Genomic DNA, 25,639 nt, shown 5'->3' with positions numbered 1-25,639 from the left:
AAGCATCATCCGGCCTGAGCGTAGCGATGACCGATAGATGATCGCGGCTATATCAAGCATCATCCGGCCTGAGCGTAACGATGGCCGATAGATGATCGCGGCTATCCCATACCCAGTTCGATTGCACGCAAAGCTGCATGTGTTCGGTTGCGGGCACCCAGCTTTGAGCGCAGGCTTTTGAGATGATACTTGATGGTCACTTCACTAAGACCAATCCGGTCAGCAATCTGTTTGTTTGAATGTCCAGAAAGCAAACCATCCAGCACTTCACGCTCGCGCTTACTAAGCAATGTGTCTTTAGCACTGGATGGCTTGGCGATCTGGATATGTTCGGCGCCACTCACCGGAATGAAAATCTCGCCACTGGCCATCAGACGTAACGCGCTAAGCAACGTATCTGATGTCATTGAATAGGGTAAAAACCCGGCAGCACCAAGGCGTAAAGCGTCGCGCATTTGTTGAGAGTCAAGCGTATGATCCATCAAGGCAACAGGCACTTCGTTCTTTAGCGCCCCCCGCATCCGTGACAGCCCCTGCACGCCATTCATATCCGGCATGTTAAGATCCAGCGCCACCACATCTATGTCTTTGGCGTCGCCAGTCAATTCAATACATTGACCAAGTGTGCTTGCGGTCATGACCTGAATTTTTGAGAGATCGTCCAGCAGGTGATTCTGCACAAAGTCACGACATACGCCATTCGCATAGCCAAATAGAATTCTCATGATGAATTTCCTTCCAGCCAAAGATAGATCAGGCATCAGATCTCACTTAGGCCATAGCAAAGCTTTTCGTCCAGATAACAGTCTGGTTCGAAGCATATAATACTCATGAATAATCTTTATGGAAGCGATCCGCGCTTTATCTCATAAGATGTTTTTCAACCATAAAATAAATATAAATTTGCTTATATATTGGACGAAATTTCTTAGAAAATATGCTGGAAGTAGATAATCACCGCATCATCGATGAAATTATCTGGCCTATAATGTGATGCAGATTTTGTCCGCATGAAATGCAGATCAATCAGTGAGGTCTTATCCTTTGTCAGATGAATGCCAATATTCGTCGCAAGCACGCGGCGGCTAACCTGATGGGCTTCGCGTAAATAGGCCAGCGGTCTGGCAAACATTGTCTTTGTCTGACGCATGCTTGCCCCGGCAAATATCCATGTGTTCAGATCCAGAGATACGCCAAAATACATATCCCGGCCTTGTGATGACAAAGCCCCGCCTTTTCTGAATGTTCTTGTCCATATCAGGCTGGCTTCAGCGTGCAGCTGGTTTGTGACCTTGGTGGCCATTTCCAAACGCGTTTCGAACCGTTTGCTGTGGCGCATGTTCTGTTGAGTTCGCATATGAGCTATGCCTGTGCCTATATTTGTTTTTTGGGTCATGAAATGACGCATGGTCAAACCCATGCGCCATGCCTCATAGGTGCGCTTTGGTCTGTCGGGACCTTGTTGGGTAATGACGGATTGCGCTGACAGGCTGGCATCAAATCGTTTTTTATCACCAACGCGCCGCTTCATATCCAGCTGTATTTTTGCACCCCGTAATCCGTAATACGGCTTGCTATTCAGCTTGTGAAAAATATGTGTCTTGAGCGTGGGCGTCCAGATGTCATGACTCCGAATTCGGCTCATCGTGCCAACATGAAGCCAGATCGACGTGCCACTACGATCACCTTGCTTCAGGTCAGCATGACCCTGATGTGCGCATAAAGATCCCAGCGCTTGGCAATAGCGATCAAATAATGACCCTTCGTCAATTGGCACAATGTCACCGCCAAGGCGGTCAAGCAAAGAGGGTGAGCGTTGCCCTTTCATCGACATGAAAGCAACATTTTCGACAGTTGAGGCGCACAGATTCCGCAGGCGGTCGATTATCTGGCGGTAGCGTCTGTCGGTAAGATGTTCTGATTGCCGGTTAATCACATCATCCGCATAGGTCAGATGCGGCATAGCGTGCCGGCATTGCCTAGCTTTGATATAAAGTTTTGCCAGAATGATGCGCAACAACACGGACTCAGGCGCCAGTTCTGTACCTCTTTTTGCCAGTGACAGTGCCGTATCATCCGCACCCTTGCCAGAAACACGCCTGATCATAGCGGCGTAAAGGGCAATGCCGTCTGCTGTCAAAGAATCCGTATGCGCACTCATATGGTTCTGCGTGATCTTATCTTGCCATAATTGCAATTTGTCCGAGGCGGCATTGGCACAACATGATATCAAAATCACTACGCCAACGGTAATCTGGCGAAACACCGAATAAGCTGTCCTTGAGATGGTTTGACGTGCGAATATATTAAGTCACCACTTTTAGACCTGCCTGTTATCAGAACATTGAATGGCAAAGCAAAAATGTAGTCAACTATTTAATTTTATTAATTTTTTTGAGTTATTATCTACTCAATAATCGATTTTATTTTCTCGACAACAAAGCGATGTGGCTCGTTATAAACGATCGTGCCTTTGAATTGCCCATTAGCACGATACAGATACACCGCCGAGCTATGATCAAACAGAATATCACCCGAACTGGTCTCGACCTGCTGGGCATAGGCACCAAAATTACCAAGCGCTTTGGCAACGGCCGCTTTACCACCTGTCAGGCCGGTCACCTTCATGTCAAACAGGCTGAGATAAGCGGCAAGCTGTTCGGGTGTATCGCGTTCTGGATCGACAGTCATAAACAGTATCTGTAAATCATCACCAGACATTCCGGCGTCTTTAACCTCATCAAGCGCACTGCCAAGCACGGTTAACGTCATCGGACAAACATCTGGGCAATAGCTATAGCCAAAGAACAATGCGATGGGACGCCCTGCGAAATCGGCATTGGCAACCTTCTGCGCGTTCTGGTCAAGCAGTGTAAAAGGCGTGTCTTCAAAATCTGGAAATCCAATACCGCTTATTTCAGCCTGTCGATTGGCTAGCGTGAAAATACCACCTGCCAGTCCGGCAAATAACAATATGCCCACAATCAAAAGAAAATGCCTTTGGCGATATCCACGGCGCGCGCTGACATGCTGTTCATTTTCTTGCGGGTTGTTTTCGTGTTTTTCAGACAATTGCAAATCCTTGCGATGTTTCCTATCTGTAACGAATAACAGATCAGATTGTATTTATGGGTATAATGCGATATTTCAACACTTGGCCAGTATTTGTCAAACCAGCTGATAATCGACAGGACAATTGACGGTATAATCGTCAGGGCAACATCATCTATAGTATAATTATTGATGCTATGTTGGGATTGAAATCGCGTATCGCTTGGGTTTAGAGTGCGGACATAAATGAATAAAGCGAGATAACAGCATGTATGCGGTCATTATACTTATCGACCAGATCATAAATATCTATATTTGGACGCTTCTGGCCTACATCATGTCGAGCTGGCTTGTTGCGTTTAAAATCATCAACCCATGGCAACCTGCCGTGCGCATGATCATCAATGTCTTGGCGCGTTTACATGAACCAATTTTGCGTCAAGTGCGCCGTTATCTGCCTGATATAGGGGGCATTGACCTAAGTCCAATTGTGCTGTTTTTAGCCGCGCAGTTCATTCGAAATTTGCTTATCAACAGCCTTGCCTAAGACATAATCACCTGCGTCACTTAGACCTAGCAGCACTATCTATTTAATTGCGTCCACATATCCATATATAACTATAATTTATAAGATATTTTTACAGGGGAGTTGTAAATAGCCATGGAAACAAAGATCATCGACGGAAAAGCATTTTCGGAAAAACTGGTTGAAACCGTTGCTGTAGAAGCCAGCAAAATCAAGAGTGCGATTGGCCGCCCCCCGGCGCTTGCTGTTGTGCTTGTTGGTGAAAATTCGGCAAGCAAAGTCTATGTGCGCAACAAAATTGAACGCACCGAAGCTGCAGGTATGCGCTCGATCGAACATAAGCTTGACGTTGATACCGATCAGGCCACCTTGCTGGCGCTTATTGAAGAGATGAATAACGACGACGCTGTCGATGGCATCCTTGTGCAGCTTCCGCTTCCTGACCAGATTGACGAAGATGCGGTTATCAATGCCGTGGCACCGGAAAAAGACGTTGACGGTTTCCATGTGGTGAATGCCGGTTTGCTGGCTACTGGACAGGATTCACTGGTGCCCTGCACGCCTTATGGCTGTCTGTTACTGTTACGTGACCAGCTTGGCAGCCTATCCGGTCTTAATGCCGTTGTTGTTGGCCGGTCGAATATTGTCGGCAAGCCAATGGCGCAATTGCTGCTGAAGGAGAGCTGCACAGTGACGATCGCGCATTCACGTACTAAGGATCTCAAAGAGGTTTGTGCCCGAGCCGACATTCTGGTAGCGGCAGTTGGCCGTGCTGAAATGATTGATGGTGATTATGTCAAACCAGGCGCGACGGTGATTGATGTGGGCATTAACCGTATTGCCGCACCCGAGCGCGGCGAAGGCAAATTCCGCCTGACTGGTGATGTTGACTATGATTCGGCGGCCGCCAAAGCTGGTGCGATTACGCCTGTACCGGGCGGTGTTGGACCAATGACCATCGCCTGTCTTTTGCGTAATACGGCTGTTGCTGCGGCGCGGCGTTTCAATGTCGATATTGCTGACATATAGCAACTAGCGACCCATTTTCTTTAAGGAGCCAGGTATAGCATGTCGATTGATCAGATTATCTTGATCGTAGCCTTACTGATTGTGGCGGCTATTCTTGGATGGGGCGTGATGACAATGGCGCGCGGTGGTGATTATAATGTTAAAAATTCAAATCGCATCATGCGCTATCGGATTATTTTTCAGGCCCTCGCGCTTATCATTATTCTTGGCCTAATGTGGTATCGTAAAACAAATGGCTGATAGCATATCTTCTAGAGGTTATATAGGGTTCTCATGGTTAAACTGAACAAAATCTACACACGCACAGGCGATGGCGGCGACACCAGTCTGGTTAATGGTATGCGCGTATCAAAACATGCCCGAAGACCTTCAGCATTTGGCGAAGTCGATGAAGCCAATTCGGTCATTGGGCTGGCGCGCCTGCATTGTGGCGCGTCCGAAGATGGTGTCATGCAAGAAGCTGACGCTATGCTGGGGCGAATTCAAAATGATCTATTTGATCTGGGTGCCGATATCGCCACACCAGAAACCGACCAGCCTGCCTTGCGAATCACCGAAATCCAAGTGCAGCGGCTGGAAGATGAAATTGATATGATGAATGCGGATCTGCAACCGCTCAATTCTTTTATTCTGCCGGGGGGTAGCAACGCGTCAGCATGGTTGCATCTGGCACGAACTGTCGTGCGCCGTGCGGAACGGCATATGACCGAACTATCCGCCGAAGAAGTTGTCAATGTGCCAGCCATGCAATATGTCAATCGTCTGTCGGATCATCTGTTTGTTCTGGCGCGTCGGCTGAATGAAAATGGCAAGACTGACGTTTTATGGCGTCCCGGGCAAAATTCTGGGCAGAATTAGACGGATTTATTATGATAGCCAGTCTAATTTTAACTCATCTGATATAAGCTAGGTTTGTTTTCGAACTGGAGAAATAGAATGAAAATATTGGTGCCGGTAAAACGGGTGATCGACTATAACGTAAAGGTGCGTGTCAAAGCAGACCAATCTGGTGTCGAGTTGGCAAATGTCAAAATGGCGATGAACCCATTTGATGAAATTGCTGTCGAACAGGCCTTACGTCTTCGTGAAGCGGGCACAGCCACCGAAGTTGTTGCTGTGTCAATTGGCCCAAGCCAGAATCAGGAAACTATCCGTACGGCTTTGGCCATGGGGGCTGACCGTGGCATCCATATCGAAGCCTCGCATGATGTTGAACCGCTAGCGGTTGCCAAACTTCTGAAAGCTATTGTCGATAAAGAAGCTCCTGAATTGGTTCTGGTTGGCAAACAGGCTATTGATGATGATTGCAACCAGACTGGCCAGATGCTGGCCGCATTGCTTGGCTGGGCGCAGGGTACATTTGTTTCCGGCATTGAGCTTGGTGGCGACAAGGCCAAGATCATCCGCGAAGTCGATGGTGGTCTTGAGCATTTGGAAATTACAATGCCCGCGATTGTGACGGTCGATCTACGCCTGAATGAGCCGCGTTACGCATCATTGCCAAATATTATGAAAGCCAAGAAAAAGCCGCTTGATAGCATCAGCGTTGAAGAGCTTGGCGTTGACGTTAGCCCGCGTCTAACCACTGTCAAAGTCGAAGAGCCTGAAACCCGTTCGGCTGGTATCAAAGTGTCAAATGTTGGTGAACTTGTCGATAAACTTAAAAACGAAGCAAAGGTTATATAATCATGGCTATTCTTATTCTATGCGAACATGAAGACGGTCAGATAGCTGGCGCCACTTTGAACACTGTTGCAGCAGCGCAGCAAATTGGTGGCGATATTCATATGCTGGTGGCAGGTGATACCAGCGGTGATGCTGCAAATGCTGCGGCGGCTATTGCCGGTGTTGACAAGGTTCTGGTCTCGGCAGAAGCGATCTATGCGCACGGGCTTGCCGAAAATATGGCACCACTTATTGTCAAGCTTGCCGAAAATTATTCGCATCTGATGTCTCCTGCCACAACAACCGGCAAGAATGTCATGCCACGCGTTGCCGCCATGCTTGATGTGATGCAAATTTCCGACATTATCAAAGTTGAAAATGACAGCACCTTCCAGCGTCCGATCTATGCTGGTAACGCGCTGGCAACCGTGTCATCAAGCGAAGCTACCAAGGTTATCACGGTCCGGAGTACTGCTTTTGAAGCGGTCGCGGCCACAGGCGGTAGCGCGGCCATTGAAACCATCGATGCTGGAGCGGATGCGGGCTTGTCTAGCTATGTCAAATCCGAGCTTTCCAGCTCAGAGCGTCCAGAACTGACATCAGCACCGATTGTGATTTCTGGTGGACGAGGTATGCAGGATGGATCAAATTTTGCCATGCTGGAAAAAGTTGCAGACAAGCTAGGCGCCGCTGTTGGTGCATCGCGTGCCGCTGTCGATGCGGGCTTTGTGCCAAATGACTATCAGGTTGGCCAGACTGGCAAGGTTGTGGCACCCGATCTGTATGTCGCTGTTGGCATCTCTGGCGCGATCCAGCATCTGGCTGGCATGAAAGATAGCAAGGTGATTGTCGCCATCAATAAGGATGATGAAGCGCCTATTTTCCAGGTTGCTGACTTCGGTTTGGTGGCTGATCTATTCGACGCTGTGCCTGAACTTGAAAAAGAGCTGGGCTAACCAACCAATGAACGAATGTGGGTCAGCATATCTGGCTGATCCCATTCATATGGGCCTTTGAATAACCAGCTTTTTGTTTGATCCGAAGATAACAGAAAGCTGGTCGGTACCCCGCTGATGCCCATTTCGCGTGGCAGTTCTGCCTTACGGTCAAAACCGAAACGCATACCAGCTTTGCCATCTGTTTCGACAATCCCGCGATCATTCAGAAATGGCAGCGCCTTGCCTGGCCCGCCGCGATCAATCGAAACTAACAATATGACAAGATTGATATCTGCAAGGCTCATGGCTGCCTGATTCAAGGCTGGCAATTCGGCAATACAGGGCGCACACCATGTTGCCCAGAAATTCACCAGAACCGGCATCCCCTTAAAGTCGTTAATCTGGAACGCTTGTCCTTCAGCATCCAGAATAGTGGCCTGCATCGATGGTGTGGGTTGACCCTCTGGCATCGGCGTTGCACCAGCCGAAACAGGTAAAAGGGGCACCAACAATGTGGCACCAATAGCGCTGGCAAAGTGACGACGCGACAACACGGTCATTTTAGCGCATGTTTTTGGCTGATAATTCGGCAAAAGCCGCGTATAAAGCATGGTGATACAGCTATCTGGTTAGTGAAATGAGCAAAAAAGACACAACATCAGTCGATGATACGGTTAAGTCTAGCATCTGGGGCGGGCGTTTCTCAAGGGGGCCATCGCAATTGATGCAGGATATCAATGCGTCGATTGCCTATGACAAGCAATTATACCGTCAAGATATTGATGGGTCAAAGGCACATGCAACCATGCTGGCTGGATGCGGCATCATCAGTGATGCTGATTGTGCCGCCATCCATGACGGACTCAGCCAGATCATCACCGAAATTGAAGCTGGTGATTTTGAATTTTCCGCGGCATTGGAAGATATTCACATGAATGTCGAATCCCGGCTTGCCGACCTGATTGGTGAACCAGCAAGACGGCTACATACCGCGCGCTCGCGGAATGACCAAGTGGCCACCGATTTCAAACTATGGGTGCGGGCCAGCATTGATGCGCTAGATGATGCGCTGGTAGCCTTGCAAGCAGCCCTTCTCGATAAGGCCGATGAGCATTGTGATACAATCATGCCTGGCTTTACACATTTGCAAACCGCGCAGCCAGTTACATTTGGTTTTCACCTGATGGCTTATGTTGAGATGCTAGGTCGTGATCGAGGGCGCTTTGCCGATGCGCGGGTGCGGCTCAATGAGTCGCCATTAGGCGCGGCGGCACTAGCAGGCACATCATTCCCAATTGACCGGGCACAGACTGCCAAACTGCTTGGCTTTGACCGGCCCGCGGCAAACGCCATGGATGCAGTTTCGGATCGTGATTTTGCGCTGGAATTATTGGCCGCGGCTTCGATTTGCGCGGTGCATCTGTCACGGCTGGCCGAAGAAATGGTGATCTGGTCATCTGACCGTTTCGCTTTCATCAGCCTGTCCGACGCCTTTACCACCGGCTCATCAATCATGCCGCAAAAACGTAATCCCGACGCCGCCGAACTGGTGCGCGCCAAGCCCGGACGGATTATCGGTTCGCTTAATGGCTTGCTGATCGTTCTTAAAGGTCTGCCTCTTGCCTATGGCAAAGATATGCAGGAAGACAAGGAAGGCGTTTTTGACGCTGTCGAATCACTGGCGATTGCCATTGCCGCCACCAGTGGTATGGTGCGCGATTTGACCGCAAATAAGGAGGCGATGCGCGATGCCCTGAGAACGGGCTTCCCAACCGCAACCGATCTGGCTGATTATATGGTGCGCGAACTTGGACTTCCCTTTCGAGAGGCGCATCATGCCAGTGGTTCGATTGTCGCGCTGGCGGCGGCAAAGGGATGCGATCTTGATGCGCTTAGCCTTGAAGACATGCAAGCTGTCGAACCACGGATCAAAGCTGATATCATGGGGATTCTGACAGTCGAAAGTGCTGTGGCCGCCCGCACCAGCTTTGGCGGCACGGCCCCAACCGAGGTAAAAGCACGTATCGCCGATGCCCGGTCACGATTTGGTATTGAAAGATAAAGGAGCGCGTAATGTTAAAAAAAACCATGATTACCTGTCTTGTAACATTACTTGCTGTGGCAGGTCTGACAGCTTGTGGCAAGCGCGGTGATCCCTATCGTCCATCGGATGTGCCAGCAAACACCGAAACTGTGACCGAATAGATAAATATCATTGTAACACCTAAGCGTGCTGCGCTCACGAAACCGAAAAGCGCAAGGATTAGATATGTGTGCCTTTAACCGATTAGATAGTGGAGAGCTGGCTGTTGACGGCCTGCCGCTTGCACAGATTGCCGCCGCTTATGATAGCCCGCTTTATGTCTATTCGGGTGCTGGTATCCGTGACGCCTATCGTGATTTTGCTGCTGCCGTCGCGCCGGTAAACGGCAAAGTACATTTTGCCATGAAGGCAAATTCGGCTCTTGGCGTGCTGGCTTTGCTGGCACATGAAGGGGCAGGTGCTGATATCGTTTCAGGCGGCGAACTCAGCCGCGCCTTGGCGGCCGGCATATCGGCAGCGGATATAGTCTTTTCGGGGGTTGGCAAAAGCAAAGCTGAAATCGAACAGGCTCTGGCCGCCAATATTGGCCAGATCAATGCCGAGTCGCCAGCTGAAGTTGCCATGATCAGCGCTATTGCCGAATCTATGGGCGTGGTGGCTCCTGTTGCTTTGCGCGTCAATCTTGATGTTGACGCCAAAACCCATGCCAAGATTTCAACCGGACAACGTGATACCAAATTCGGCATTTCAACTGACCAGAACGAAGCCGCCAGCTTATATCGTGTGATGGCAGCAGACCCGCATATTGCCCCATCGGGGCTGGCAGTTCATATCGGCTCGCAATTACGCGATATGGCTCCTTTCGAGACAGCCTATACTGCCTTGCTTGATCTTGGCACTGCCTTGCGCGCCGATGGGCTGGATGTGCCGGTGCTTGATCTTGGTGGCGGCGTTGGCGTTGACTATGACCAAGCGACCCCGACAGATTTCACCACCTATGGGGAGATGGTGACACGCATTTTCGATAAATCTGATTTCAAGTTTGGTTTTGAGCCTGGGCGAGCGATCGTTGCTAATAACGGCGTTTTGCTGACCAAAGTTATCTTTATCAAGGATGGTGACAATAAGCGCTTTGTCATTGTCGATGCGGCGATGAATGATCTGCTTCGGCCAACACTTTATGAAGCCCATCATACAATCGTGCCGGTTTTTCCAGCCGGACCAGATATAGGTCTAACCGACATTGTCGGACCAGTATGCGAAACAGGTGATTATATTGGTCGAGACCGCATGATGCCGGCGCTGGCAAGCGATGATCTGCTGGCGGTTTTGTCTGCGGGTGCCTATGGCGCGGTCATGGCCTCGGCATATAATACACGTCCTCCAGCTGGTGAAGTGCTGGTTCTTGACGGCAAAATACATGAATTGCGCGCCAAACGCACGGTTGAGAGCTATCTTGCCGAGGAGTTGATCCCTGAATTCTGATCATCACCCATAACACCCAATGTGACGAATAATCGTCGCATAGCGAAGCCATATTTTGTAATTACCTGCCGCCAATGCTATTATTGAGGTTAAGGCTGGGGTGTAATCATATGCTTCAAGGCCAAGGGTAATGGGTATATGTCGGACAAAAAGACATCTATGTCGTTAGCTAGCAGGCTTCGCAACCGCGAAACCGCCCTGACCATCGTCTGTGTTCTTGTGGCCTTTATGCTGGCATCATTTCAGCATTTCGTTTTGACATTGCCGCGTGGCGAAACCGATTTCACCAAGCTTGAATACACAGATGGCATTGTGGTGACAACGGGGGGACAGCAACGTCTTGTCGAAGGCTTGAACCTACTGGTCAGCGGCACCACAGATAAATTGCTGATTTCCGGCGTTGGCAAAGGCGTCAATAAGGCTGTTCTGGTTCAGGAATTAAATTTGAATGATCAACAGGTTAGCGCTTTATTCTGTTGCGTAGAGCTGGAATATGGTGCGCTGGACACTCGTGGCAACGCTTTGGCCGCGCGTGCATGGATTGATCTCAACGGCCTGAATTCGATCCGCTTGGTAACGGCCAATTATCATATGCCACGTGCTGAAATTGTCTTTAGCCGGACGATGCCGAATGTTGATATTCACCAATGGGCGGTTAGCCCGAACGCGCTTGATGTTGAACGCTGGTGGCAAGATCCGATGATTATCCGTCTGCTGACGCGTGAATATGCCAAATATGTTGCCGAGATTATCCGTCTCTAGCTTTGCCCCGCATCGATGATTGAGCGTCTGATTTCACGTGTCCGGGTAAATAGCTCTTCCAGTTTGTCGCCTTCCTGCCAGCGAATCGCGCGTTGCAGAAACGACAAATCTTCGGAAAACCTCTGAAGCATTTCAAGCACGGCTTCGTCATTATTCAGAAACACATCACGCCACATCACCGGATCTGATGCCGCAATGCGGGTGAAATCGCGAAAACCAGAGGCCGAAAAGCGGATCACGTCATTTTTAAGCTGCCCTTCAAGATCAACCGCCGTGCCAACAATCGTATAGGCAATCAAATGCGGCAGATGCGACGTCAAGGCCAGCACCTTATCATGATAGTCAGGCTCCATGCGCTCACTGATTGATCCCAAAGCCTCTACATAGCTGGCAAAATGGTCAACCACATCCGTTGGCACATCAAGTGGCAGAATGATCCAATAGCGTTCGTCAAATAATGTGGCATGACCAGCCGACGGGCCCGACCGTTCGGTACCGGCAATTGGATGCGATGGTAGCCAGTGAATATGCGGCGCAATATTGGGCGCAACATCACGCATCACCGAACGTTTGGTTGATCCTGTATCGCTCAGCACAGCGCCCGGCTTCATCTTTGGAATAATCGCGGCACTCAATGCGCCAAGCGCGCCAACCGGCACCGCCATAATCACCAGATCAGCATCATTTACAGCATCAGCCGGATCAGCCACAAAACTATCAACAAGTTCAAGCGACGCAATCTCATCAGCAATATTATCACCCGAATCACATCCGGTGATATGACCGGCAACACCCGCACGGCGGGTGGCCAAGGCGATTGAGGCACCAATCAGGCCAAGGCCGATAATCGTCACTTTGTCATATAGAATTGTCATGATTCATCTTTAAAATTATCTGTTTTCATCGTGCATAGATGCCCAGAACGCGCACATCGCCAGCGTCATCCCCAACGCCATCCGGATGATATCCAGCCACGCTATTTATCATATGTCCTGTGTCGGGGTTTAGCACGCCTATCAGGGTGATGTCATCACCTGACGCATCGGGCAAAGCAGGGCCAATAATATAGGCCGGCGGCACAGCCCCCATATCGAATAGTGGGGTTCGGGCAATAACAAAGGCCGCGTCATCTGTATAAAGCCAAGCTGCCAATGCTGGCATATTATCGGCTGGCACCAGCGCATAGAGGGTATCACCACGAGCCTTTTGAACAGCAAATTGCGCGGCAATATCAGAAATCGAATCCGCATAGCTTGCCTGTAAAGCGCTTCCCATATGCCAGGCCGCCGTCGGCGCGACATCGGAATGCACTATAAAATGCAGATCTGCATCTTGCCGGCTAAGGCTAGCGGCCAGAATCTGTCGCCAGATGCCAAGCAGAATAACGCCTGATATATCAGGCCGCTGGCTGGCAAGACGCCGCATCAACGCTGCCTCACGTCCGGGGCGAAAAGCAGCTTTACCTGCTTTTGCGGCGGTCACCCGGTCGGATAAATCCATCCGTGCCGCAATAAGTTCAAGAATGCGGTTATCCACTGTATCGATTTCATGGCGCAGATCGTCAAGATTATCGGTCATAAACATCATTCCCAATGGCCAGATTATACTGTCCATACATATGCAACAAAGGGGCTGATCCCCACATTTAGAACATCAAGCATCACTCTATGGCGAGGGTGACAGAACCTGCAAGACAGATGATTTTCCGGTAGCGACTTTACGTGTATTTCCAGCAGGTGCATAGAGCATTTTCGTGGCCTCGATAAGCAATATAGCTCCTAATGCTGGCCAGCAGCGCTGACCAAATTGTTCGCATGTGCTGGCAAAGCGCAAAAGTGGCCCCCGCTGTACGGGCGGAATGAAAACCACTCGATGCACGTGATTCACTTCAAAACCATGTTGTGTCAGCACTGTTTGCAATTGCCGACGGGAAAAGGGGCGGCCATGACCCAGCGGTGTCGTTTCACGGTGCGTCCAGATACCCCGCCGATTCGGCACCATAACCAGAAGCTTGCCAGCACCATCAAGAACCCGCCAGCATTCATCTAGCAACTTCGCGGGATCGTCATCGAATTCCAGAGCATGTGTCAGCATCAACCGGTCAAGTTGCACATCCGGCAAGGGCAGATTATGCCCATTACCGAGGATTGTCCGCACCTGACCTGTCTGCGGCCAGATCACCGCGCCATGTCGGGCTGGCATCAGGGCAATCGCCTTGGCTTTTGCCACATCGTCAATCATATCTAAAAATGGCGGCCCATAGCCAAAACCCGCATTATAGGCATCGGCACGATTATCCCAGAATGGCCGAATATAAGGATCAAGCAAACCTGTAACGGTGACACCCAGCGGGGTATCATAAAATGACTGTATCTGAACAGTATCGCGATACATGATTGTTCCCGTTTCACCTATGTCTATTCGGTTTCATCTATATGTGTCAGGCCACGCATCATGCCCTAAAGACATATCCCGGTAGCCTAGATAGCAAAGCCATCTCAAACCATGACTGTAGAATAACCAAAAATGGCTGATCTGGGCTAGACCAGATCAGTCAAAGCTGGATAATTGATAGGCGATAGTCTCGCAATCGTCATAGGCATCGGGCTTGGCTGTGCGCACGCGTAATCCAGTCACATCAGGCAACAATGCCAGATTATCAAACAGCGCACGCGCCAATGTTTCCTGTAAGTCAAAATGCTGTCGGCTCACAATACCCATCACCGTATTACGAATCAGGTCATAATTCAGCGTTTCATTAACATCATCGGCCTGCGGTGCAGAATCAGCATCAAGAACCAGCTCAACATCGATAATGACACGTTGCGGGGCCAGCCGTTCGGCATCGTAAATCCCGATTCGGACCATCACCTCGAGCCCTTGTAGAAGAAACCGGCGATCCGTAATCGGTAATGTATTAACTGTGCTCATGGTCATCACCTATCTATTTGGCTGTCATATCCATTTGACTGTCCTATCTATTTGACTGTCACGGGGGGGGTTATAACTTATCAACTATCCAGTCTGGGCAGATGCCAGTTCTCTCAATCGCCTGCAAAGCCCCGCCTTCGCGGAACAGCCCATAGCTGGTTAGTAAAATCGATTGCATACCTGCCGCACTGGCACCCAGAATATCCGTATGCAGACTATCGCCAACCATGCCAACTTTATGCCGCGGAATATCACCGCCAGCGACTATTCGCAACGCATCAAAGGCCAAATTATAAGCAGGTTGATGCGGCTTGCCATACCAATGCACAGGCACATCGCATGTCTGCATCAACCGCGCTGCCCAATAGCCAGGTTCCGGCGCATAAAATGTCGATTGCGGCGATGTCACATCGGGATTGGCAATATGTACTGGGCGGGGTCGCTTTTGCAAAGCCGCTTCAAGCCTAGCCTGATCCTCTTCCTGCCAGTCCGTGGCGCTAAGAAAGGCAAAATGATCGGCCCGTGTCCAAAAATCATTATCCACCGCATCATAATCGGCAAGTGACAACATACCCGCAAGCGGCGGCGCACTGGCTTGCTTGCTTAGGATGCCAACCTGACCAAACCCGCCAGGCTCCAGAAAATCACGGATAAAGGCATTACGGCTGGACACAACATGATGCGGGCGAATCGGCAAATTCCAGTTAGCATATTTCTGCGCAGTCATCTCGGTTTCCAAGGTCGCACCATTTGTCAGCACCATGATAGTTACATCTTGTGCCGCCGCCAGATTCAGAAATTCATGAATCCCATCAACCGGATCAGCACCTACATTGATCACGCCAAAGCCATCAAGAATCAAAGCGTCGAATTGTGGCAGGATATCGCTCAGCCGATCCGCCATACGCTGGGCGCCAGGTGTGGCCTTGGGCATAATGGGCCGCAACGCTTCATAAATGGTCAAAGCCGCATCAAGCGACATAGCGTTTGATGCGGGTAATGTAAGCGATGCAAGTGATGGTAACACGGATCTAACTTCCTATTGCATAAAGCCACCACCACCATATGTCTCACTTTCAGGATCAATCCTATCCATGCAAGGCACGACTATTTTAGTTGGGCAGCGGTGATAAACGCGCCGAATGCTTCGCACCATATCAGCACTGCCGGATAAGACCTAGCTGTAATTCCAGTCGGAATATCAACGCTGAAATTTTTATATGCCTTAATTGGGCTAACCATCACCGATTGATCTTTGATGGCCAGAAAATCCGCTTTGGTTTCGACAAAGGACGGGGTCAGATACAGGCGGTAATCGGGTCCCGGTGCAATCTCACCATCAAGCCAGATTTGTGTATCATTGACCATGATCTGGCCTTCGCCCCAATGAAACCTATCCGATCCAGCCAGATCACGCCTGAAAATACCAACACGCTCGGCGCTGTTTTGGCGCGCCGCCAAAGTTTGATCATCAAGCCCCTGCTCGGCAGTCAGAATCGGCAGGAAGTAAATTCCCATCATAAATCCAACCGCAAGACCTGCCGCAAATTTAAAAGCGCCAAACCAGATGATATGCCGCCGTGCTATATTCAATAACGTCGTAAACATGATTTTGCTCCTTTATGGCTATTTCTTCTATCATACCTAAATTCATACTTGCGTCGGCATAGCTAGCGTCACATGCTTTATTGATGTTAGACAGTAGCGTTTGGGCATAGGTTACACCGCCCAATTCCAACTGCTCAATTCCAACGGAGATGATGTTGAAACTTGCATCCCTTGAAACCTTTATAGTGGGCACACCGCCACCATCTATTGGTGGGCGTTATTTTATTTTTGTATCGCTTGAAACGTCATGCGGCATCAAAGGCGTTGGTGAAATTTACGCCGCCAGCTTTGCCCCCCAGATTATCTGTTCAATGGCCAAAGATGTCTTTGCCCGTTATCTGGATGGCAATGATCCGTTTCAGATAGAACGTTTCTGGCGCCGTGCGCATGGGTCGGGCTTTACCCATCGTCCAGACATTTCGATGCAAGGTGTGGTCAGCGGGCTGGAAATGGCCTGTTGGGATATCATCGGTAAGGCGGTTGATAAACCGGTTTATGATCTGCTTGGCGGTATGGTTAATGAACGATTGCGAAGCTACACCTATCTTTATCCAGCCACAGGACAGGATCCGGCGCATTTTTATCAAGATCCTGTTGCCAGCGCCGAATCGGCGGCACTGGCAGTAAAAGACGGATTCACAGCGGTGAAATTTGATCCGGCAGGCCAATATACGGTGTTTGATGGGCGCATGCCTGATCTGGATGCGCTGGAACGCAGCGCAACATTCTGCCGACTGATTCGCGATGCGATTGGCAATAAAGCCGATATGCTGTTTGGCACGCATGGCCAATTTACCGCCGCTGGCGCGATACGCCTTGCTAAAAAACTCGAACCCTATGACCCTTTATGGTTCGAAGAACCAACCCCACCGGATATGCCAGAAGAAATGGCAAAGGTAGCCGCTGGCACCTCGATACCTGTTGCCACGGGGGAACGCCTATGCAGTAAATTTGAATTTGCCAGGGTTCTGCAAAACGGCGCGGCGGCCATTCTGCAACCTAATCTAGGTCGAGTTGGCGGTATTCTTGAAGCCAAAAAAATAACTGCTATGGCCGAAACGCATTACGTACAGATTGCGCCCCATCTATATTGCGGACCGGTTGTTGCGGCCGCCAATATCCAGCTGGCCACCTGTTCGCCAAATTTCCTGATTATGGAATCGATCAAGAAAATGGATGGCTTTCATGCTGACCTGCTCAAAACTCCGCTTCAATGGGAAGATGGCTATGTGATTCCGCCTAAAACGCCCGGCCTTGGTGTTGAACTGAATGAGGATGTGGTGCGCGCGCACCCCTACACAGGTGATGCCCTGCATCTTGAAATGGGCGCCAATCCCTATGATCCAGTGCGTGACCGGCTATTTCCGGGTGGTTAAGGCACCAAAACAGGGCTGAATCAGGGGTAAAATAGTTCATGTGGCGTTTCAGGGCGCAAATCGACGCGATTAAGATCGGTTTAATTATCTGCAACGTCTGACTTTGCCATATTCTATCGCGCCGAATGTCAATGCAGGCTTGACATTCGGGGGGGACGGGCTATATTCCGCGACGCAATGGGATGGGTCGTAAATCACAACTAACCTTATTGCACGATAGCGTGTCTATATGGGCCTGATAAAATATCTGGCAGAACAATGACACTTTTTAGGTTTCTTCGATTTGGTATCTACGGCATTTGACGCTGTGACCGATAATGAAGATAAATGAAGATAGATAAGGATTATCGCCATGTATGCATTGGTGAAGACAGGCGGCAAGCAGTACCGCGTTGCAAAAGATGACACTATTCTTGTTGAGCGCATTGCCGCCGAAGAAGGTGATCAGGTCGTTCTGGACAACATCATCATGCTTGGTGATGGTGATAAAGTAACTGTCGGTACACCAAACGTTGAAGGTGCCGGTGTAAGCGCAACAGTGATGCGGCAGACCCGTGGCCCCAAGATCATTATTTTCCGCCGCAAGCGTCGTAAGAATCATCGTCGTACACAAGGTCACCGTCAGGATCTGACCTTGCTAAAGATCAACGATATTGCCGAAGATGCAAAAAAGCTAGCCGCACCGAAAGCAGCGGCGAAAAAAGCTGCCTCAAAAAAGGCTGTAGCGCCTAAAGCTGAGGCTGCACCAAAGGCTGATGCCGCTCCAAAGAAGGCCGCCCCAAAAAAGGCAGCTGTAAAAAAAGCATCGGATGCCGCTCCAAAGAAAGCTGCACCGAAAAAGGCCGCGGCTAAAAAGAAATAACGTTTAAACCAACCAATATATAGATGCGGTTTTATCGCATGGCAGATAAGGGTTAATAAGATGGCACATAAAAAAGCAGGTGGTAGTTCCAGAAACGGTCGTGATTCCGCTGGCCGCAGATTGGGCGTAAAGAAATTTGGTGGTGAGTCAGTTGTGGCTGGTAACATCATTGTTCGTCAGCGCGGCACCAAGGTAAATCCAGGTGAAAATGTGGGTATGGGCAAAGACCATACATTATTCGCCCTGACTAACGGTAAAGTTGCTTTCAAGGAAAAATCTGGTGGCAAGATGTTTGTAAATATCATGCCGATGGCTGAGGCTGCCGAATAGCCTAGCCAGCAGATATAGGCTGGCCTATGGGCAGCCCAAAATTAAGCAGGGGGATGACGGATCAGTTATTCCCCTGTTACTTTTTAAGCCTGTTGTCTTTTGGTACTCTGCAGGATGAAAGCGAAAAAACAGTCCGCAGATATAGTGACAATGTCATATATTCTGGTGATAGGTGAATGATGAAACCCAGGTTAGACCGATGAAATTTCTGGATCAGGCAAAAATCTATGCGCGTTCCGGTCATGGCGGCCCCGGGTCAGTCAGTTTCCGGCGTGAAGCGCATGTCCCCTTTGGTGGACCCGATGGCGGCAATGGTGGCCGTGGCGGCGATATAATTGCGCGCGCCGTAAACGGATTAAACACGCTTATTGATTATCGCTACCAACAGCATTTCAAAGCTGAATCCGGTCGTCCGGGTGCTGGCCGTGATCGCAGTGGTGCTTCCGGTGACTCGGTGATCATGCGCTTGCCTGTTGGCACCCAGATTCTATCTGACGATCAGCAGACGGTGCTTGCCGATCTGACCGAAGAAGGTCAGGAAATCGTGCTCGCCACGGGTGGGCCAGGCGGCAAAGGCAACGCTTTTTTCAAATCCTCGACCAATCGGGCACCGCGTAAATCACAGCCTGGTGAACCTGGACAGGAAATGTGGGTCTGGTTGCGCCTGAAACTGATTGCTGATGCTGGTTTACTTGGCTTGCCCAATGCTGGCAAATCGACATTTCTGGCGGCGGTATCTGCCGCCAAGCCTAAAATTGCGGATTATCCGTTCACGACATTGCATCCGAATCTGGGTGTTGTTGCTGTTGATGCCAAGGAATTTGTGATGGCAGATATTCCTGGTCTGATCGAAGGTGCGCATGAAGGTGCTGGTCTTGGCCACCGCTTTTTGGGGCATGTTGAAAGATGTCGGGTGCTGTTGCATCTGGTTGACGCCACGGCTGATGATCCTATTGAAGCTTGGAAAATCCTGCGCCGCGAACTCAAAGAATATGGCGGCGGCCTGAATGATAAGCCCGAAATTGTCGGGCTGACCAAACTTGATGCTACACCCCCCGATTATGCCGAAGATCTGGCCAACGCCCTGCGCGCCGAAGGTGCTGGCACAGTGCTACCGCTATCGTCGGTCAGTGGCGAAGGCGTTACCTCTGTGTTACGCGCGCTTATTAGCATTATCGAAGAGGCCACATTTGAAGAGAATAAACCGGATGAGGTAGAGCCATGGTCGCCCTAGAAAATGGTGTCCCAGAAAATGGCGTCTCAGAAAAAGATGTGATGCCATCTGATGATAGGCAGACAGCGATCGATGCGCTAAAAGCCGCGCGCATTGTTGTTATCAAGGTGGGGTCGGCTTTACTTGTCGATGACAAGAATAACGCCATCAATCAGACATGGCTGGCTGGCATTTCCGAAGATATTGCCGCGCTACAAGCATCAGGCGCCTCGGTCGTTGTTGTCTCAAGCGGCGCGATTGCCCTAGGCAGTTTGAATCTGGGCATTAGCCAGAAAACACTTCAGCTTGAGGAAAAACAGGCTGCCGCCGCCGCTGGTCAGGTGACGCTGGCACATGCTTGGATGACGGCGCTGGCTACCCATAATATCCAGACCGCCCAAATCCTGCTGTCACCTGATGATACCGAAACTCGTCGTCGGCATCTGAATGCCCGCGCAACGATGACCACGCTTCTATCACTAGGTGCTGTGCCTGTGGTCAATGAAAATGACACGGTTGCCACAGCTGAAATTCGCTTTGGCGATAATGACCGTCTTGCCGCGCGCGTCGCGGCGATGCTTGGCGCTGATATGTTGGTACTGCTATCCGACGTTGATGGACTTTATACAGGCAACCCGCATCATGACAAAATGGCAGAGCATATTGCAAAGGTCGATAACATCACCCCAGAAATCATGAATATGGCAGGCACGGCGAATGCCAGCTATGCGTCTGGTGGCATGGTCACAAAACTTGAAGCGGCACGCATCGCCACATCTGCTGGATGCAGCATGATTATCTGTAATGGCCGCGACCCGCGCCCTTTGATGGCGATTAAAGCTGGTGCCCGTAACACGATCTTTACCGCCGAAGCATCGCCCCCGACCGCACGCAAGAAATGGATTGCTGGTGCCTTGTCGCCCAAAGGCAAGCTGGTCATTGATGACGGGGCGGTATCGGCATTGCGAAAAGGACGGTCGCTGTTACCCGCTGGCGTAACCAGTATTGGTGGCAATTTCGAACGGGGCGATTTGATCGCTGTGGAAAGCCGTGATGGCCTTGTCATCGGACATGGGCTTTCGGCATATTCCGCCACGGATGCCACCCGGATAAAAGGGCATAAAAGCAGTGAAATCGAAACCCTTCTCGGCTATCGTGGTCGTGATGAATTGATTCATGCTGATAATATCGTGATGAATGACAATGGTGCAGCCTCTGACGAGGGAATCCGATAATGACCGAACAGTCGCATAATTTTGATAGCCCAAAAGCGCTAGTCTCTGCCATGGTGACTGCGGCAAAGCATGCCCAGAAAATGCTTGGGCAAAGCCCATATGATACGCGTCGTTCGGCCTTGCTAAAAAGCGCCGAATTGATTCGCGCACATGCTGACGCGATCATCACAACCAACGGTAAAGATGTAAAAAAGGCATCTGAAAACGGTATCTCTACTGCCTTTATCGACCGACTGACGATGAATGCTGAACGTGTCGAAGCGATGGCCGCCGGACTGGAATCAATAGCATCACTTGATGATCCTATCGGGCGTGAACTGGCGCGTTGGCAACCGCCAAACGGGCTGGATATTGCACGTGTTTCAACGCCGCTTGGCATTATCGGCATTATCTATGAATCACGGCCAAACGTGACTGTTGATGCTGCTAGCTTATGCTTGATTTCAGGCAATGCAGCTATTTTACGTGGTGGCTCGGATAGCTATTACACCTCTAACATGCTGGCCAGCCTTATGGTTCAGGGGCTTGAAAGTGCCGGTCTGCCGACTGCAAATGTGCAGATGATACCGTCTGCCGATCGTGCGATTGTGGGGGCGATGCTGACCGCGGCAGGTGAGATTGATGTGATTATCCCCCGCGGTGGGCGGTCGCTTGTCGAGCGTGTTCAATCCGAGGCGCGTGTCCCTGTTTTTGCGCATCTTGAAGGCATATGCCATGTCTATGTCGATGCTGATGCGGATTTCGATATGGCACAACAGATTGTCGTCAATGCCAAAATGCGGCGCACAGGCATATGCGGGGCGGCCGAAACCTTGCTCATGCACCGTGATGTTGCGGCCAGCATGTTACCTAAAATAGCCAAGGCCTTAACCGATGCCGGATGTGCCTTACGCGGCGATGCGCTGTCCTGTGATCTGGTCGCGAATATGACCAAAGCCAGTGAAGCTGACTGGCATACCGAATATCTGGACAGCATCCTGTCTGTCAAAATTGTCGATTCGGTTGATGACGCGATTACGCATATCGATACCTATGGCTCTGGTCATACCGAAAGCATCATTACCGCAAATACACATACCGCCGACCATTTCCTGACCCGTGTTGATAGCGCGATTGTGATGGTGAATGCGTCAACCCAATTTGCCGATGGTGGTGAGTTCGGCATGGGCGCCGAAATTGGCATCGCCACCGGGCGGCTTCATGCTCGTGGCCCGGTTGGCGCGGCGCAACTAACCAGCTTTAAATATATTGTACGCGGTCATGGCAACACACGTCCGTGAAGTTCCAGAAGCACCCTTACCAGCCATTTTTCACAGCAAAACACGGCTGAAAATAGGGCTTGTAGGCGGCTCATTCAATCCGGCGCATGCTGGACATCTGCATATGAGCATGCTGGCTTTGCGTACGCTTGGTCTTGATCAGATATGGTGGCTGGTGACACCACAAAACCCGCTTAAAGACCGTCATGCGATGATGACACTGGCGCATAGGCGTGATTTTGCCCGCACAGTCACCACACATCACCCGCAGATCAAAGTGTTGAGTCCAGAAGAACGACGGCCAGATCACCTTACGTACAATACATTAATGTGGCTAAATGAAACCTGTCCGCATGCACAGTTTGTTTGGATCATGGGTGCCGATAATATGGTGCAATTCAGCGCCTGGCATCGTTATCGCGACATCAGCAGCCTCATGCCCATGGCCGTGATCGACCGTCCGGGCTTTTCCTATCAGGCGATCAGTGCTGGACGTAAATTACCAGCCCAACGGCTACAACCAGCGCGCATGTCAGGCCTATTGGCGCAACGCCGCCTTGCCAGAGCCAGCTGGTGCTTTATTGCTGGTAAGCGGCATAACGCCTCGGCAACGGCTCTGCGTGCCCGTCATCTCGCCAATACGCTTTAATGCGGCTAGCCATTAATTAAACTAGATCAAATATCAACCACGTAGTATAAAGGTTTTTGAGAATAATGAATTTTGGATTCCAGATGATACAATTTGCACTTCATAACGGAGAGATACGATTTCTAAAGCGCAACATTCATTAGACGCCGATCAGGTGTTAAATCTCATCACCAATTCCCTCAACGACGACAAAGCTATTGATATACAGGCCATCCCATTGGCCGGTAAATCTGCCATGGCCGATTTCATGGTCGTGGCTAGCGGATCATCATCGCGACAGGTTGCGGCAATGGCTGAGCATCTGCAATTTAAACTGAAACAGAACCATGTTGATATCATCGGCATGGAAGGTATGCGACAGGCTGACTGGGTGTTGCTTGATGCCAATGACGTCATTGTGCATCTGTTCCGTCCAGAAGTACGCGAATTTTATGGTATCGAGCGTATGTGGGCTGATAGCGGGGTTGAAGAAGTTGTCCGCGTAACTGCCGACGCCTAACCCGCCTGCTTGATCAGGGTTCAGGATATATCATGCGCTTGCATATTATTGCGGTTGGTAAAGGCCGAGCTTCACCAGAAGCCACATTGACCAGCGCATGGCTGGCTCGCCTGCCAGCTGGCGGCGAACTCAGCGAGATCGACTCAAAATTACCAGCTGGTCCGGCGCGCTCTGATGATGAAGCTGCCCGTATTTTAAAACATGTACCATCCGATGCGGCACTTGCGGTCTTTGACCCAAAGGGACGCGACTGTTCATCCGAAGAGCTGGCTAATCTTTTATCACTTTGGCAGGATGAAGGGCGCCCACGTGCCTGTTTCGCCATTGGCGGTGCCGATGGCCATGGTGCGGCAGTGCTTAACCGCGCTGACAAAACCTTGTCCTTTGGTCGGGCAATCTGGCCTCATATGCTGTTTCGGGCGATGGTTGCCGAACAATTATACCGGGCTACGGCCATCTTGAGCGGCCACCCCTATCACCGCCCCAGTTGACCTGTCCAAGTTGACCTGTCCAAGTTGACCTAACCAAAATCATTTGATGGCTTCTGCCTATACTTTTAGCACCTAGCGGATTATAAAAATCTATGGCTCAAGTCCTTAGAAAAAACCGCCCTAAAAACAGTCCTGTCGTTCTATGTATCATGGATGGATGGGGGCATCGACCAGACCCCAGCCATAACGCTGTTGCGCTTGCCCAAACCCCTGTCTTTGACCAGCTGATGTCCACATGCCCGCACAGTTTTGTGGCAGCTTCAGGTAGCGATGTTGGCTTACCCGACGGGCAGGTTGGCAATTCGGAAGTTGGGCATATGAATATTGGCGCGGGGCGTGTTGTTATGCAAACCCTACCCCGTATCAGCGCGGCTGTAGCTGATGGATCGCTCGCCGCCCACCCTAAACTGATGGCACTTGCTGACCAGATGATTGCTACTGGCAGCACCGCACATATCATGGGGCTGTTTTCGGATGGCGGTGTGCATGCGCATGAAGATCATACGCTGTGCGTTATCCGCGCACTAGCCGCACGCGGCGTCAAAGTTGCGGTTCATGCCTTTACTGATGGACGTGATGTTCTGCCAAAGGCCGCGATCAATACGATGCCGGACTTTCTTGAACAGCTTCCCGACACGGTTACCATGGCCAGCGTCATTGGTCGTTATTTTGCTATGGATCGCGATCACCGCTGGACCCGCACCAAGGCCGCTTTCAATGCCATAGTCCATGGCCAGAGCGCCGATGCGCCAGCGTCAGATTGTATGGCCGCCATCAGGCAGGCCTATGATCGCGGCGAAAGTGACGAATTCATCGCCGCCACTGTCATCGGTGGCTATGCAGGCATGAATGATGGGGACGGCCTTGTGATGATGAATTTTCGGACTGATCGTGCACGCCAGATCCTTGATGCCTTTTTCAGACCGGATACAGTCGGCTTTCCGGCTAAACCACCAATGATCGGATCAGCCATTGGCATGTCATCCTATTCCGAAGCTCTGGATGAATTTGTCGATACTTTATTTCCGGCAACCGAACTTAACGATACGCTTGGCGCCGTTGTGGCCGCCGCTGGCTTGCGTCAGCTACGCCTTGCCGAAACTGAAAAATATCCGCATGTTACGTTTTTCTTTAATGGCGGTGAAGAAACCATGCTGCCGCAAGAAGACCGCCAGATGGTGCAATCACCTAACGTTCCAACCTATGATATGCAGCCTGAGATGAGCGCCGAAGGCGTTTTGCAAACAGCTTTGCAAAGTCTGAACACACAGGCACATGATCTGCTTATCATCAATTTTGCCAATCCGGATATGGTTGGCCATACAGGTGATCTTGCCGCCGCTATTCAGGCGGTTGAAACCGTTGATGATTGTGTAGGCAGGCTTGCCGAGGCGGTTAGGGCACATCATGGCCAGATGCTGGTCACCGCTGATCATGGTAATTGTGAAATAATGTGGGATGATGAAGCCAATTCGCCACATACAGCACATACAACGAATCTTGTACCGCTAATCCTTGTAAATGGCGCGACTGACACCAAATTGTTAAATGGGCGTCTGGCAGATCTGGCCCCTAGTCTGCTAGCCATGCTGGGCATCTCCCAACCGTCTGCTATGACGGGAAATTCCTTGCTGCGTTCATAATATTGCTCTGTTGCTAAATAATTGCATGCGGTAAAAGGGGCTG

Annotated in this window: 30 protein-coding genes; 20 read left to right on the top strand and 10 right to left on the bottom strand. The window is 50.4% G+C overall.

Annotated elements, in window-relative coordinates:
- Positions 1-101: 101 nt before the first annotated feature.
- From ACTF7Q_RS03550 to ACTF7Q_RS03540, 3 genes are all read right to left on the bottom strand, one after another.
- Positions 102-725 (bottom strand): LuxR C-terminal-related transcriptional regulator, encoded by a 624-nt coding sequence (locus ACTF7Q_RS03550; protein ID WP_438996475.1) that lies wholly within the window; start codon positions 723-725, stop codon positions 102-104.
- Between the two features lie 203 nt (positions 726-928).
- Positions 929-2,266 (bottom strand): hypothetical protein, encoded by a 1,338-nt coding sequence (locus ACTF7Q_RS03545; protein WP_438996474.1) that lies wholly within the window; start codon positions 2,264-2,266, stop codon positions 929-931.
- 140 nt (positions 2,267-2,406) lie between these two features.
- Complete coding sequence (locus tag ACTF7Q_RS03540) at positions 2,407-3,072, bottom strand: SCO family protein (RefSeq protein WP_438996473.1); 666 nt, start codon at positions 3,070-3,072, stop codon at positions 2,407-2,409.
- A gap of 247 nt (positions 3,073-3,319) precedes the next feature.
- On the opposite strand from ACTF7Q_RS03540, the gene ACTF7Q_RS03535 reads away from it, so the two are divergent.
- From ACTF7Q_RS03535 to ACTF7Q_RS03510, 6 genes are all read left to right on the top strand, one after another.
- Entirely contained in the window at positions 3,320-3,598 is a 279-nt protein-coding gene (locus tag ACTF7Q_RS03535) for a YggT family protein (RefSeq protein WP_438996472.1), read from the top strand.
- Between the two features lie 114 nt (positions 3,599-3,712).
- Positions 3,713-4,606 carry a bifunctional methylenetetrahydrofolate dehydrogenase/methenyltetrahydrofolate cyclohydrolase FolD gene (gene folD, locus ACTF7Q_RS03530; RefSeq protein WP_438996471.1) on the top strand — a complete coding sequence of 298 codons (894 nt, stop codon included), beginning with the start codon at positions 3,713-3,715 and terminating at the stop codon, positions 4,604-4,606.
- 39 nt (positions 4,607-4,645) lie between these two features.
- Positions 4,646-4,846: a twin transmembrane helix small protein gene (locus ACTF7Q_RS03525; RefSeq protein WP_438996470.1), complete on the top strand. Its 201-nt coding sequence runs from the start codon at positions 4,646-4,648 to the stop codon at positions 4,844-4,846.
- Between the two features lie 33 nt (positions 4,847-4,879).
- Positions 4,880-5,464 (top strand): cob(I)yrinic acid a,c-diamide adenosyltransferase, encoded by a 585-nt coding sequence (locus tag ACTF7Q_RS03520; protein ID WP_438996469.1) that lies wholly within the window; start codon positions 4,880-4,882, stop codon positions 5,462-5,464.
- Between the two features lie 78 nt (positions 5,465-5,542).
- Positions 5,543-6,292, top strand: coding sequence for an electron transfer flavoprotein subunit beta/FixA family protein (locus tag ACTF7Q_RS03515; RefSeq protein ID WP_438996468.1), 750 nt, complete (start codon positions 5,543-5,545; stop codon positions 6,290-6,292).
- Positions 6,293-6,294: 2 nt separating this feature from the next.
- Entirely contained in the window at positions 6,295-7,227 is a 933-nt protein-coding gene (locus ACTF7Q_RS03510) for an electron transfer flavoprotein subunit alpha/FixB family protein (RefSeq protein WP_438996467.1), read from the top strand.
- Here the strand turns inward: ACTF7Q_RS03510 and ACTF7Q_RS03505 are convergent.
- Complete coding sequence (locus ACTF7Q_RS03505; RefSeq protein ID WP_438996466.1) at positions 7,224-7,769, bottom strand: TlpA family protein disulfide reductase; 546 nt, start codon at positions 7,767-7,769, stop codon at positions 7,224-7,226. The genes ACTF7Q_RS03510 and ACTF7Q_RS03505 overlap by 4 nt on opposite strands.
- Before the next feature lie 77 nt (positions 7,770-7,846).
- Here ACTF7Q_RS03505 and argH point away from each other — a divergent pair, with 77 nt between their 5' ends.
- The 4 genes from argH to ACTF7Q_RS03485 all read left to right on the top strand — a co-directional run bounded on the left by argH (position 7,847) and on the right by ACTF7Q_RS03485 (position 11,500).
- Positions 7,847-9,271 (top strand): argininosuccinate lyase, encoded by a 1,425-nt coding sequence (argH, locus tag ACTF7Q_RS03500; protein ID WP_438996465.1) that lies wholly within the window; start codon positions 7,847-7,849, stop codon positions 9,269-9,271.
- 11 nt (positions 9,272-9,282) lie between these two features.
- On the top strand, positions 9,283-9,414 hold the full coding sequence (gene lptM / locus ACTF7Q_RS03495) for an LPS translocon maturation chaperone LptM (RefSeq protein WP_438996464.1): 132 nt from the start codon (positions 9,283-9,285) through the stop codon (positions 9,412-9,414).
- Between the two features lie 64 nt (positions 9,415-9,478).
- Positions 9,479-10,738: a diaminopimelate decarboxylase gene (gene lysA, locus ACTF7Q_RS03490; RefSeq protein WP_438996463.1), complete on the top strand. Its 1,260-nt coding sequence runs from the start codon at positions 9,479-9,481 to the stop codon at positions 10,736-10,738.
- Between the two features lie 138 nt (positions 10,739-10,876).
- Positions 10,877-11,500: a YdcF family protein gene (locus tag ACTF7Q_RS03485; RefSeq protein ID WP_438996462.1), complete on the top strand. Its 624-nt coding sequence runs from the start codon at positions 10,877-10,879 to the stop codon at positions 11,498-11,500.
- On the opposite strand, the gene ACTF7Q_RS03480 is transcribed toward ACTF7Q_RS03485, so the two are convergent.
- The 6 genes from ACTF7Q_RS03480 to ACTF7Q_RS03455 all read right to left on the bottom strand — a co-directional run bounded on the left by ACTF7Q_RS03480 (position 11,497) and on the right by ACTF7Q_RS03455 (position 16,039).
- The gene (locus tag ACTF7Q_RS03480; RefSeq protein ID WP_438996461.1) at positions 11,497-12,375 is read right to left on the bottom strand and encodes a prephenate/arogenate dehydrogenase family protein; all 879 of its coding nucleotides are present in this window, start codon (positions 12,373-12,375) and stop codon (positions 11,497-11,499) included. The two genes, ACTF7Q_RS03485 and ACTF7Q_RS03480, sit on opposite strands and share 4 nt — an antisense overlap.
- A 25-nt stretch (positions 12,376-12,400) precedes the next feature.
- Positions 12,401-13,078: a chorismate mutase gene (locus tag ACTF7Q_RS03475; RefSeq protein WP_438996460.1), complete on the bottom strand. Its 678-nt coding sequence runs from the start codon at positions 13,076-13,078 to the stop codon at positions 12,401-12,403.
- Positions 13,079-13,165: 87 nt separating this feature from the next.
- Positions 13,166-13,894 carry a class I SAM-dependent methyltransferase gene (locus tag ACTF7Q_RS03470; RefSeq protein ID WP_438996459.1) on the bottom strand — a complete coding sequence of 243 codons (729 nt, stop codon included), beginning with the start codon at positions 13,892-13,894 and terminating at the stop codon, positions 13,166-13,168.
- 156 nt (positions 13,895-14,050) lie between these two features.
- On the bottom strand, positions 14,051-14,431 hold the full coding sequence (locus ACTF7Q_RS03465) for a dihydroneopterin aldolase (protein ID WP_438996458.1): 381 nt from the start codon (positions 14,429-14,431) through the stop codon (positions 14,051-14,053).
- 70 nt (positions 14,432-14,501) lie between these two features.
- On the bottom strand, positions 14,502-15,458 hold the full coding sequence (locus ACTF7Q_RS03460) for an HAD-IIA family hydrolase (RefSeq protein ID WP_438996457.1): 957 nt from the start codon (positions 15,456-15,458) through the stop codon (positions 14,502-14,504).
- Between the two features lie 80 nt (positions 15,459-15,538).
- Entirely contained in the window at positions 15,539-16,039 is a 501-nt protein-coding gene (locus ACTF7Q_RS03455; RefSeq protein ID WP_438996456.1) for a DM13 domain-containing protein, read from the bottom strand.
- A gap of 152 nt (positions 16,040-16,191) precedes the next feature.
- Between ACTF7Q_RS03455 and ACTF7Q_RS03450 the strand changes: the two genes are divergently transcribed.
- The 10 genes from ACTF7Q_RS03450 (at position 16,192) to gpmI (ending at position 25,596) form a co-directional block, all read left to right on the top strand.
- On the top strand, positions 16,192-17,415 hold the full coding sequence (locus ACTF7Q_RS03450) for a mandelate racemase/muconate lactonizing enzyme family protein (protein ID WP_438996455.1): 1,224 nt from the start codon (positions 16,192-16,194) through the stop codon (positions 17,413-17,415).
- A gap of 352 nt (positions 17,416-17,767) precedes the next feature.
- On the top strand, positions 17,768-18,277 hold the full coding sequence (rplU, locus tag ACTF7Q_RS03445; protein WP_438996454.1) for a 50S ribosomal protein L21: 510 nt from the start codon (positions 17,768-17,770) through the stop codon (positions 18,275-18,277).
- A gap of 60 nt (positions 18,278-18,337) precedes the next feature.
- Positions 18,338-18,607, top strand: a complete 270-nt coding sequence (gene rpmA / locus ACTF7Q_RS03440) for a 50S ribosomal protein L27 (protein ID WP_438996453.1) — start codon at positions 18,338-18,340, stop codon at positions 18,605-18,607.
- Positions 18,608-18,806: 199 nt separating this feature from the next.
- Positions 18,807-19,841 carry a GTPase ObgE gene (obgE, locus tag ACTF7Q_RS03435; RefSeq protein WP_438996452.1) on the top strand — a complete coding sequence of 345 codons (1,035 nt, stop codon included), beginning with the start codon at positions 18,807-18,809 and terminating at the stop codon, positions 19,839-19,841.
- Positions 19,829-21,055: a glutamate 5-kinase gene (gene proB / locus ACTF7Q_RS03430; protein WP_438996451.1), complete on the top strand. Its 1,227-nt coding sequence runs from the start codon at positions 19,829-19,831 to the stop codon at positions 21,053-21,055. Before obgE ends, proB begins: the two co-directional genes overlap by 13 nt.
- A complete protein-coding gene (locus ACTF7Q_RS03425; RefSeq protein ID WP_438996450.1) occupies positions 21,055-22,335 on the top strand; it encodes a glutamate-5-semialdehyde dehydrogenase in 1,281 nt (426 codons plus the stop codon). The genes proB and ACTF7Q_RS03425 overlap by 1 nt, the downstream gene beginning before the upstream one ends.
- Positions 22,316-22,963 (top strand): nicotinate-nucleotide adenylyltransferase, encoded by a 648-nt coding sequence (locus ACTF7Q_RS03420; RefSeq protein WP_438996449.1) that lies wholly within the window; start codon positions 22,316-22,318, stop codon positions 22,961-22,963. The genes ACTF7Q_RS03425 and ACTF7Q_RS03420 overlap by 20 nt, the downstream gene beginning before the upstream one ends.
- A gap of 154 nt (positions 22,964-23,117) precedes the next feature.
- On the top strand, positions 23,118-23,462 hold the full coding sequence (gene rsfS, locus ACTF7Q_RS03415) for a ribosome silencing factor (RefSeq protein ID WP_438996448.1): 345 nt from the start codon (positions 23,118-23,120) through the stop codon (positions 23,460-23,462).
- A 32-nt stretch (positions 23,463-23,494) separates the two neighbouring features.
- A complete protein-coding gene (locus ACTF7Q_RS03410) occupies positions 23,495-23,953 on the top strand; it encodes a 23S rRNA (pseudouridine(1915)-N(3))-methyltransferase RlmH (protein ID WP_438996447.1) in 459 nt (152 codons plus the stop codon).
- Between the two features lie 92 nt (positions 23,954-24,045).
- Positions 24,046-25,596, top strand: coding sequence for a 2,3-bisphosphoglycerate-independent phosphoglycerate mutase (gene gpmI / locus ACTF7Q_RS03405; protein WP_438996446.1), 1,551 nt, complete (start codon positions 24,046-24,048; stop codon positions 25,594-25,596).
- Positions 25,597-25,639 lie beyond the last annotated feature (43 nt).

Source organism: Puniceispirillum sp. (SeqCode) (assembly GCF_965657105.1).
In the GTDB taxonomy this organism is placed as follows: domain Bacteria; phylum Pseudomonadota; class Alphaproteobacteria; order Puniceispirillales; family Puniceispirillaceae; genus Puniceispirillum.
This window is presented reverse-complemented; position numbering and strand designations above follow the sequence as displayed.

Bases quoted from the DNA above. Each gene is read 5' to 3' on its own strand.
- ACTF7Q_RS03485 (WP_438996462.1), top strand. From the start codon at position 10,877: ATGTCGGACAAAAAGACATCTATGTCGTTAGCTAGCAGGCTTCGCAAC.
- argH (WP_438996465.1), top strand. From the start codon at position 7,847: ATGAGCAAAAAAGACACAACATCAGTCGATGATACGGTTAAGTCTAGC.
- proB (WP_438996451.1), top strand. From the start codon at position 19,829: ATGGTCGCCCTAGAAAATGGTGTCCCAGAAAATGGCGTCTCAGAAAAA.
- ACTF7Q_RS03425 (WP_438996450.1), top strand. From the start codon at position 21,055: ATGACCGAACAGTCGCATAATTTTGATAGCCCAAAAGCGCTAGTCTCT.
- ACTF7Q_RS03510 (WP_438996467.1), top strand. From the start codon at position 6,295: ATGGCTATTCTTATTCTATGCGAACATGAAGACGGTCAGATAGCTGGC.
- rplU (WP_438996454.1), top strand. From the start codon at position 17,768: ATGTATGCATTGGTGAAGACAGGCGGCAAGCAGTACCGCGTTGCAAAA.
- ACTF7Q_RS03505 (WP_438996466.1), bottom strand. From the start codon at position 7,769: ATGACCGTGTTGTCGCGTCGTCACTTTGCCAGCGCTATTGGTGCCACA.
- ACTF7Q_RS03525 (WP_438996470.1), top strand. From the start codon at position 4,646: ATGTCGATTGATCAGATTATCTTGATCGTAGCCTTACTGATTGTGGCG.
- ACTF7Q_RS03520 (WP_438996469.1), top strand. From the start codon at position 4,880: ATGGTTAAACTGAACAAAATCTACACACGCACAGGCGATGGCGGCGAC.
- ACTF7Q_RS03515 (WP_438996468.1), top strand. From the start codon at position 5,543: ATGAAAATATTGGTGCCGGTAAAACGGGTGATCGACTATAACGTAAAG.
- ACTF7Q_RS03450 (WP_438996455.1), top strand. From the start codon at position 16,192: ATGTTGAAACTTGCATCCCTTGAAACCTTTATAGTGGGCACACCGCCA.
- ACTF7Q_RS03420 (WP_438996449.1), top strand. From the start codon at position 22,316: ATGGCAACACACGTCCGTGAAGTTCCAGAAGCACCCTTACCAGCCATT.
- lptM (WP_438996464.1), top strand. From the start codon at position 9,283: ATGTTAAAAAAAACCATGATTACCTGTCTTGTAACATTACTTGCTGTG.
- ACTF7Q_RS03550 (WP_438996475.1), bottom strand. From the start codon at position 725: ATGAGAATTCTATTTGGCTATGCGAATGGCGTATGTCGTGACTTTGTG.
- folD (WP_438996471.1), top strand. From the start codon at position 3,713: ATGGAAACAAAGATCATCGACGGAAAAGCATTTTCGGAAAAACTGGTT.
- rpmA (WP_438996453.1), top strand. From the start codon at position 18,338: ATGGCACATAAAAAAGCAGGTGGTAGTTCCAGAAACGGTCGTGATTCC.
- ACTF7Q_RS03465 (WP_438996458.1), bottom strand. From the start codon at position 14,431: ATGAGCACAGTTAATACATTACCGATTACGGATCGCCGGTTTCTTCTA.
- ACTF7Q_RS03455 (WP_438996456.1), bottom strand. From the start codon at position 16,039: ATGTTTACGACGTTATTGAATATAGCACGGCGGCATATCATCTGGTTT.
- lysA (WP_438996463.1), top strand. From the start codon at position 9,479: ATGTGTGCCTTTAACCGATTAGATAGTGGAGAGCTGGCTGTTGACGGC.
- ACTF7Q_RS03410 (WP_438996447.1), top strand. From the start codon at position 23,495: ATGCGCTTGCATATTATTGCGGTTGGTAAAGGCCGAGCTTCACCAGAA.
- ACTF7Q_RS03470 (WP_438996459.1), bottom strand. From the start codon at position 13,894: ATGTATCGCGATACTGTTCAGATACAGTCATTTTATGATACCCCGCTG.
- ACTF7Q_RS03480 (WP_438996461.1), bottom strand. From the start codon at position 12,375: ATGACAATTCTATATGACAAAGTGACGATTATCGGCCTTGGCCTGATT.
- gpmI (WP_438996446.1), top strand. From the start codon at position 24,046: ATGGCTCAAGTCCTTAGAAAAAACCGCCCTAAAAACAGTCCTGTCGTT.
- ACTF7Q_RS03475 (WP_438996460.1), bottom strand. From the start codon at position 13,078: ATGACCGATAATCTTGACGATCTGCGCCATGAAATCGATACAGTGGAT.
- obgE (WP_438996452.1), top strand. From the start codon at position 18,807: ATGAAATTTCTGGATCAGGCAAAAATCTATGCGCGTTCCGGTCATGGC.
- ACTF7Q_RS03535 (WP_438996472.1), top strand. From the start codon at position 3,320: ATGTATGCGGTCATTATACTTATCGACCAGATCATAAATATCTATATT.